The 6,086-nt window shown below is 65.6% G+C and carries 5 protein-coding genes; 2 read left to right on the top strand and 3 right to left on the bottom strand.

The genetic code is table 11. The annotated features are described in order from the left end of the window. The coding region (locus Q0579_RS02855; RefSeq protein ID WP_298808891.1) for a Tn3 family transposase at positions 1-2,737 on the bottom strand (2,737 nt) is incomplete at its 3' end. A gap of 87 nt (positions 2,738-2,824) precedes the next feature. Between Q0579_RS02855 and Q0579_RS02850 the strand changes: the two genes are divergently transcribed. Beyond that, positions 2,825-3,499, top strand: a complete 675-nt coding sequence (locus tag Q0579_RS02850) for a recombinase family protein (protein ID WP_066782322.1) — start codon at positions 2,825-2,827, stop codon at positions 3,497-3,499. Positions 3,500-3,504: 5 nt separating this feature from the next. Here the strand turns inward: Q0579_RS02850 and Q0579_RS02845 are convergent, their stop codons facing one another. Together Q0579_RS02845 and Q0579_RS02840 are read right to left on the bottom strand one after the other, a co-directional pair. Next, positions 3,505-4,689 carry an alpha/beta fold hydrolase gene (locus Q0579_RS02845; protein ID WP_298808878.1) on the bottom strand — a complete coding sequence of 395 codons (1,185 nt, stop codon included), beginning with the start codon at positions 4,687-4,689 and terminating at the stop codon, positions 3,505-3,507. Then, positions 4,682-5,023 carry a carboxymuconolactone decarboxylase family protein gene (locus tag Q0579_RS02840; RefSeq protein ID WP_298090618.1) on the bottom strand — a complete coding sequence of 114 codons (342 nt, stop codon included), beginning with the start codon at positions 5,021-5,023 and terminating at the stop codon, positions 4,682-4,684. Before Q0579_RS02840 ends, Q0579_RS02845 begins: the two co-directional genes overlap by 8 nt. Positions 5,024-5,150: 127 nt before the next feature. On the opposite strand from Q0579_RS02840, the gene Q0579_RS02835 reads away from it, so the two are divergent. After that, the gene (locus Q0579_RS02835) at positions 5,151-6,035 is read left to right on the top strand and encodes a LysR family transcriptional regulator (RefSeq protein WP_066782320.1); all 885 of its coding nucleotides are present in this window, start codon (positions 5,151-5,153) and stop codon (positions 6,033-6,035) included. Positions 6,036-6,086 lie beyond the last annotated feature (51 nt).

The following is a 6,086-nucleotide window of genomic DNA, read 5'->3' as shown; positions in this document are numbered from 1 at the left end:
CGGAGGCGCGATGGCGCTGGTTCTCGAAGGTGCGGTCGCGCAGTTCGCCGAGGCGATTGAAGAAGATCGCGCGGGCGAGCGCGTTGCGGGCTTCCCCCTTGTTGAGGATGCTGCCGGTGCGGCGCCGCTGGTCGGGATCGTCGAACCAGTCGAGCATGAACAGGGTGCGCTCCACCCGTCCGATTTCGCGCAGGGCGCGGGCGACGGGGTTCTGACGCGGGAAACCCGCCAGCTTGCGCAGCATGACCGAGGCGCTGACGGTGCCGGCGCGGATCGAGGCGGCAAGGCGCAGGGTTTCGTCCCAGTTCTCTTCGATCGCCCGCACATTGACCGGGCCGGCGACGAGCGGGCGCAGCGTCGACCACGGGTCGAGCGGCGACAAGCCATACAGTCGGCGCTCGTTGAGGTCGCGGATGCGCGGCGCGAAGCGGAAGCCGAGCAGATGGCATAGCCCAAAGACGTGATCGACCGCGCCGGCGGTGTCGGTCGCATGTTCGCGGATCACCAGCTCGCTCTCATGGTCGAGCAGGCCATCGAGGACGTGCGCCGCCTCGCCAGCATTGGCGGCGATAACCTTGGTATGGAACGGCGTGAAGCGGTCTGTGACATGGGTGTAGAACAGGACGCCTGGTTCGGTGCCATAGCGGGCGTTGCGATCGGCGCGCGCTTCGCCCTGACCGCCGGCACGGAAGAACTGGCCGTCCGATGACGAGGTGTCGCCCGGCCCCCAGACTTGGGCGAGCGGATGCGCAGTATGGCAATCGACGATCGCCGCCAGCGCCGACAGATAGGTTTCGTCGCGCACATGCCATTCGGCCGTCCAGCGCAGGCGAGGCAACGTCAGCCCGCGCGAGCTTTCCGCCATGCGGCCGAGGCCGAGATTGGTCGCATCGGCGAGGATTGCGCCCATCAGCGCGGACTGGTCGGAGGCGGGTGCGCCGCTGCGCGCATGGACGAAACGGTCTGCGAAACCCGACCATGCGGCGACCTCGACCAACAGGTCGGTGATGCGGACGCGCGGCAGCATCGCGTAGAGCCGGGCCTTCTGCGCCTCGGCATCGTCGGACGGAGATCGCCGGATCGGCGATATGAGCAACTGCCCGCGGTCGATCGTCACGTCGACCAGCTCGCCCGCTGCGGCTGCGCGTTCCACCTCCGTCATGCGCCGGGTCAGCAGGGTGCGGCGTTCCTTGTGCCATTCGGGAAAGTCGGTCGGCACAGCCAGGCGTAGATCGCCGCTCGTGCGCATCGCCTCGAAGGCGGGCACGGGCAGCTGATAGTCGTCGAGCGTGCGATAGGCGCGGCTGCCGTCCACCCAGATGCTGCCCGACCCGAGGCGTTCGCGCAGGTGGACGATCACCGCGATCTCGTAGGCGCGCCGGTCGATCGTTCCTTCCGCCGGCTGCACCACCTTGCGCCAGCGCGGCTTGATGAAGCTGGTCGGCACCCGCTTCGGCAGGACCGATCGACCGTCGCGGTACATCGTGCGCAGTACCTCGATCGCACCGAGCAGCGGATCGCCCGATCGCGCGGTGCGGAAGGTGAAGGCGGCGAGAAACGTCGGGGCGAACCGCCGCACGGCGGGATAGCGTTCGACCACTTCCTCCAGCCCGTCGTCGGCCGAGCGCGTCAGATCCTCGGCTAAGCGGATGCTGCGTTCGAGCTGGTTCCAGCCCAGCTTCGCGTCGATCGCGCCGAACGCATCGCGCCCACTCACACGGGCATCGACCAGTAGGCGACCGAGCCGGGCATGGAAACGCGCCGTGTCCTTCAGCATCCGTGCCTGGCCGAGCAGTCGATCGGAGCGGGTGCGGTCGGCACGGCGGAACAGCGCGCCCACCATCTTCTCTACCATGACCAGCGCGGCGTCGGTCAGCGCCGCCTCCATCTCGATCATGTAAGCGACGAGCATGGCGAGGCGGCGCGGGCGTTCGAGACGCCGCAGGTGCTGTGCGGTGGCGATGCCGGCGGTTCGCGCGATGACGGCATAGCGGGCGGCATGGATGCGCCGTGCCCGATCGGCCACGATCCCGATGTCGCGCACCGCGTCGAGCCGTTCGATGATCCCCTTCAGGTTGGCGGCTGATGGTGCTTCCGGCCATTCGCGTATCCACCCGAGCCGGGTGCGGCCGTGGTCGTCGGAGGCGATCAGATGTTCGAGTGCGGCTTCCTGCTCGGCCGAACAGTCGCGGATCAGGTTGGCATGAGCCTCTTTGCGCGCCCTTGCCCGCACAATGAGCGCGAGCCGTTCCAGCGTCGATGCCGCCGGCAGCACGATCCGATCCGTCCGCAGGCGATCAACCATCCCGGTGACGATCACTTCGCCCCTATCGGTCGAGGCGGCGATCTCCGATCCCAGCGCGAGCATCGCTCGCACGTCCACCCGCGCGAAGGCACGAAGACCGAGCAGGGCTTCGATCTCGGCACGGTGTTCGCGCAGCGTAGTGAGGCGCATGGCATAGGCGGTGAAGTCGTCTGCGGCGCAACCGATCTGGTCGGCGAGCAGCTCCAGCATGGTATCGGGCACATTCTCGCCCATCAGTAGACCGCGCCCGGGATGGCGTAGGTAGCAGAGCTGCACCGCATAGCCGATCCGGTTGGCGCCGCGCCGGCGCCGCGCCACCTGCGCCAGATCGTCGGGACCAAGCGTGTAGAGCCTTTCGATCGTCGCACGATCCGGAGGCGGATCGAAGATCGCCGCACGCTGTGCTGGCGACAGGATGGTCTTGGTCGGCATCGGTGTCCTGTTCGTCACGTAACAGGAAAGCGGACCTGTTCATGGAGCATAGACTAGAAGACGGGTTGTGTGACACAATGAAGATCAATGACGGAGCGATCCTGCTGTGTCACGCGAACGGACGTATATGTGACGACCCAGATCGGCTACGCACGGGTGTCCAAGGCGGACGGCAGCCAGGTTCACGACCTTCAGCGTGATGCGCTGGTCGCGGCCGGCGTCGATCCCGACCATATCTATGAGGACGCCGCATCGGGCCGGCGCGACACGCGCCCGGGCCTCGACGCCTGCCTGAAGGCACTGCGGCGTGGCGACACGCTGGTCGTATGGAAGCTCGATCGGCTCGGGCGCGACCTGCGCCATCTCGTCAACCTAGTCGGCGAGCTGACGAAAAGGCAGATCGGCCTCAAGGTCCTCGCCGGCGAAGGCGCATCGATCGACACCACCACCGCCAACGGCCGGCTGATCTTCGCGATCTTCGCCGGCCTCGCCGAGTTCGAGCGCGAGTTGATCGTCGAGCGCACCCGCGCCGGCCTTGCATCTGCCCGTGCGCGCGGTCGGCATGGCGGACGCCCGTTCAAGATGACGCCTGCCAAGCTGCGCCTCGCCCAGGCGGCGATGGGCAAGCCCGAAACCAAGGTCGCCGACCTGTGCGCCGAACTCGGCATCACCCGCCAGACGCTCTACCGGCACGTCACGCCCAAGGGCGAGATCAGGCCAGACGGTGAGAAGCTCCTTGCCCGAAAAACCCGCACTGTTTGACCACATCAGTCGCGCCGAAACAGGGCCGCGATCGCATCTGGCTGTTCGATCGGTATGTGATGTGCGGCACCGTCAACGACGACATGACGGCCCGCATCGACTGACATGGCAATCTCCTGCCCCAGTTCGGGAGGCGTCGCATGGTCCAGCGCGCCGGAAAGCACCTCTACCGGCACTTTGATCTGGGAAAGCAGCGATCGGATATCGTCGCGATTGAGCACTGCGGCATCAAGCGCAAAGGCAAGAGAAGCCGGGTCATGCGAAGCCATGGCCTCGCGTTCGCTGGCCGCCTCGCCGGGGTGCGCCTTTACCCACCCCGGCGCGGTCGTCATGCGTTGAATTTCGCTCAGCGCCCCATGTCGCGCACCCTCGTCCAGCAAGGCCGCGCGACGGTTTCGCCATGCCCCCAACCGTTCGGGGTACTCGGCACGCGCACTGCTATTCACCACTACAAGGCGTTCAACAGCATGCGGATGCCGGATAGCGAGCCGCAGTGCGATCATGCCGCCTTGGCTGTGGCCGACGATCGTCGCCGGCGTCGCTCCATTCTCTGCAATCCACAGTGCCAGATCATCTGCAATGCCGTCCAGATCGAAACCATCGCGCCAGCCACTGACGCCATGGCCCGGCATGTCGAAGGTGACTAACCGCTTGCCCGTTCCCATTCGGTCGGTCAGCGGGGTCCAGAACTGGCGGTTCAGGAACAGGCCGTGCAGGAAGAGAACGGGACGTCCGCTGCCGCGGTCGTCCCAACCATAGAGCACGCCATTGATCCGCGCCTGTCGCGATGGCGCTGCGCTGTGCCGTGCCATCGCGATCAGCAGCGAATCCTCGAATATCTGATATCGCGCGATCAGGCCGTCACGGATCGTGAACCGGATGGCGTAATCACTGTCCACGATGGCATCGGCGGGTTGAACGCGGTGTCGAAACCGCCCGAGGGCGATGACGTCCCCGCCGTCTCCGATCACGCGCTCGACCGAAAAGGCCAATGGGCGAAAGCCGGTGGGAAAGCGTTCGAGCCAGCGGCGCACCCCATCGCGCCCCTGCATAATCCCAACCGTGACGACCGCCGGGTCGCCGTCGACGTGCCAGATCGCCTCGGGGTGGACGCAGTCGAGCGCCGCATCGACATCGCCAGCGCCAAAAGCAGCGAAGTATCGTTCGACCAGAGCGACGTTCTCACCCATGACGGGTCTCCAGGACCTTGCGCAAGGCCGCGACGCCGTTCAGCGCTGCGGGAAAGCCGGCATACAGCGCCATCTGGATGATGATCTCGACTATCTCCTCCTGCGTGGCGCCGACGTTGAGCGCACCCTGCAGATGCACTTCGAGCTGGGGACGGGCAGTGCCGAGCGCGACCAGCGCCGCGACGGTCGCCAGCTCGCGCGTTCTGAGATCAAGGCCTGGGCGGCTGTAGATGTCGCCGAAACCGAACTCGATGATGTAACGGCCAAGATCGGGCGCGATATCGGTAAGCGATGCGATCACCGCTTGTCCGGCTTCTCCGTCGATCTCGGCCAAACGAGCCTTCCCACGTTCAAATCGCGATTGGTTCATGAGCGATCTCCTTCACCGCCCTATTTAGGTCCAAACAGCGCCTTCAGGAATGGAAGTGGAAGGAAGATCGCTTTCCAGATATGGATGACGCATGGATTGGAACGACGTTCGCTATTTCGCCGCGACCTATCGGGCGGGCAGCCTGACCGGCGCTGCCAGGATGCTCGGGGTCAGCGTGCAGACGGTCGGCCGTCGGATCGATGCCCTTGAAACCGCGATCGGCTCCACACTCTTCGTGCGGCACTCGGGCGGTTACACGGCGACGCCGGATGCCGAGGCGTTGATGGCGGAAGCAGTGCAGGTGGAGGAAGCCATGGCCAGCTTCCGCGCCCGTGCGAGCGGTCGAGCCGAGACAATCAGCGGGGTGGTGCGCCTTGCGGCGCCAGAGACGATCACAACACACCTGCTGCTGCCGGCGCTGCCAGCCATGCTTTCGCAGTACCCGCAACTGGAACTAGAAATCATCACGGGTATCGCTCCGGTGGGCATTGCCCGCGGCGAAGCCGACCTGGCCTTGCGTCTTGTTCCTCCGGATCACGGGGCTCTTACGGTTCGCAGGATTGGCACGATGAGACATGGCCTCTACGCTGGTGCCGGATCGATCCCCGATCTTGCTGCATCAAGGCTCGTGGGGTGGACCGACGATCATGATCTTCCCGCCTCGCGCTGGCTTTATCGCCTCGCCGGACGATCGGCGGACCTTCGTTTCAACCATCTCGAAGCTCACCGCGCCGCCATTGTCGCGGGCCTCGGCGTGGGAATCCTGCCCTGCTTTCTCGATCCGGGTCTGTCGCGCTTGCCCTGCACGTTGTTGATGGAAGAGCCGGTATGGCTGGTAGGCCATGCTGCCGCCGAGATGTCGGTGCGGGTACGTGTCGTTTACGATGAGATCGCCGCCATCATCGCCGCAAATGCTGACCTCCTGACGGGCCGTCGCGGAACTCGTGAGCAACTTGGCGTTGAAGAGACCCTTTAGACCCCATGACTGCCGGAGCCTTGGAGGCTCGAATCTGAGATGCTGATGATG

This window comes from uncultured Sphingomonas sp., assembly GCF_936927845.1.
Taxonomy (GTDB): Bacteria; Pseudomonadota; Alphaproteobacteria; order Sphingomonadales; family Sphingomonadaceae; genus Sphingomonas.
This window is presented reverse-complemented; position numbering and strand designations above follow the sequence as displayed.